Source organism: Methylophaga sp. UBA1464, assembly GCF_002325665.1.
GTDB lineage: Bacteria > Pseudomonadota > Gammaproteobacteria > Nitrosococcales > Methylophagaceae > Methylophaga.
The window spans coordinates 17,488-19,456 of sequence record NZ_DCSO01000059.1; the positions used below are offsets into that span (position 1 = coordinate 17,488).

The 1,969-nt window shown below is 47.2% G+C and carries 3 protein-coding genes; 1 reads left to right on the forward strand and 2 read right to left on the reverse strand.

What is annotated here, in order from left to right:
- Window positions 1-9: 9 nt before the first annotated feature.
- The gene (locus B3O33_RS07385; RefSeq protein WP_292363307.1) at window positions 10-171 is read left to right on the forward strand and encodes a hypothetical protein; all 162 of its coding nucleotides are present in this window, start codon (window positions 10-12) and stop codon (window positions 169-171) included.
- Window positions 172-236: 65 nt separating this feature from the next.
- Here B3O33_RS07385 and B3O33_RS07390 read toward each other — a convergent pair whose 3' ends face one another.
- Together B3O33_RS07390 and B3O33_RS07395 are read right to left on the reverse strand one after the other, a co-directional pair.
- Window positions 237-1,439, reverse strand: a complete 1,203-nt coding sequence (locus tag B3O33_RS07390) for a heme biosynthesis HemY N-terminal domain-containing protein (protein ID WP_292361323.1) — start codon at window positions 1,437-1,439, stop codon at window positions 237-239.
- Window positions 1,436-1,969 (reverse strand): uroporphyrinogen-III C-methyltransferase (locus B3O33_RS07395; RefSeq protein ID WP_292363303.1); only part of this gene is annotated, 534 nt, incomplete at its 5' end. The genes B3O33_RS07395 and B3O33_RS07390, both read right to left, overlap by 4 nt.

The following is a 1,969-nucleotide window of genomic DNA, read 5'->3' on the forward strand; positions in this document are numbered from 1 at the left end:
GGCCCTGATTTGGAAATCGCCTTTAATAATGCGTATCTGCTGGATTTGCTCAACGCCATCCCGGATAATAAGGTTAAACTGCTGTTTACCGATGAAAATAGCAGCGCATTGATTACCCCTAATGATCCAAAATTCACCCGGCAGTATGTGGTTATGCCGATGCGGCTGTAATGATTTAATTCCATACACACAAAAACGGCGCTTAAAGCGCCGTTTTTTTATATTGTTACAGCTGACTAGATCACTTTATTCGGATTATTCTGCAACATCACATCCAGACCCTGCTTATAAGTATTAGCGGCCGCATCACGTTTATCCTGCGCCATTAACACTTCCGCCAATGCCTGATAGGTCTCGCCACGAGGACCATGCTCAATACTGGCACGCAGATAAGCTTCCGCTTTAGCCCACAGCTTATTGGCCTGAGCGAGTCTTCCCAGGGTGAGCAATAACCAGGGATTTTCTTCACGCTGTTTTAACCATTTTTCCGCCGTGGCCAGACGCTTCAACAAATCGCCCTGCAAAATTTTTCCGTATTGGTATATGAGAGCATCACTCCAGTTTTTGCGTAAATATTCTTCAATCATTTGCATTGCCTGCTGTTGCTCACCCTGTAATAACAAACCATTTACATAGGTTTTCAGCACCTGCTCAGACTGTCTTATTTTCGCCGAAGACTGCAGCCAAATCTGCTCCATTCGCTGCCATTCCTGCCTGATCAATGCATTTTGTAACTGACCAACTGTGGCTTCTGCTGACAAAGCATTGGCTGAACTGTTATCCAATACATGACGCTTACGCAAATCCGGTAATACAGATTGCACTTCCTGCCATTGGGCCGTGTCCTGGTAGAGCTGTTGCAACAGTTGTAATACATATGGGTGTTTTGGCGCCACTTCGCGTAAATGCTGCAACGTTGCCAATGCCTGTTCTTTCTGCCCCGCCGAGAGCTGTAATTCCGCCTGAACCACCCCGACAGCAATGTCTGCACTAGGCGTAGTTTCATGTGCCAGTTTCAAATAGGAATCACGACGTTCTGGTGCCTGCTGTTTTTGTGCCGCCCGGGCCGCAGCCAGATAATGCAATAACGGAGTTTCACTGTTTCCTGCATGACGGATCAACAGGCGCTCTGCTTCGGCCCAACGACCTTCTTCCAGTGTAATCAAACCATTAGTCAACGCTTTGGTCGCACGTTTATGGCGTTGGTTTTCCTGCCAATGAGATAGGCGATTAGGGGTGTTTTTAATTATCGCCAGACTGCGCAGCGTCATATAAGCCAGTAGCAAAAGAATCAACCAGGCAACAGTGAACACAATTAACGATGTTTCCAGTGTCCATTGACCATACTGCATCAATACAAAGCCTGGTTCAAAATCAGCTAACCAGACAAAAATGCCACCTAAGGCCAGAGCCAGCCCAATGATAATCAACCATTTCATGGTTCAAATCCTTTTAGCCAGCGTAGCGAACCTGAAATATCCGGGGTTTCTATACTGATAGCCTGATTTTGCATATCTTCCAGAATGACCAGCATCGCATCGCGCTGATCGCCCACAAAATACTGTTCCAGCCAGCTGATTGCAGATTGCAGGCTTTGTTCAAACATTCGCTGATTTCCTGACAGAGCAGAAAATCGTGCGGTTTCCAGCTGCAAGCGCAGATTCTGATAGAGGAAATACCGTTGTTCCGGCATTAAAACCGCTGCTGGCGCATCCTGTTGCTGACGAATCACCACGAGAGAGCGTAGTTGTGCCCAGACTTCTGAAACCGCCTCACGCCAGGCAGGTTGCTCAGTCGCCTTTGCTTCAGTTTCATTATAAAAAGTCTGTTTCGGCCCAGTGACCACCCTTAAATTATCGATCGACTTAATCAAACTCAGCATATCGGCTGCAATACCTGCAACATCGGTTTCTCCGGCAGCTTCCAGTGCCAACTCTTCTTCGGCAATCAGTTCACGTAGCGGCTGCAT

Coding starts and splice junctions, on each gene's coding strand:
- B3O33_RS07390 (WP_292361323.1), bottom strand. CDS start 1,439: ATGAAATGGTTGATTATCATTGGGCTGGCTCTGGCCTTAGGTGGCATT.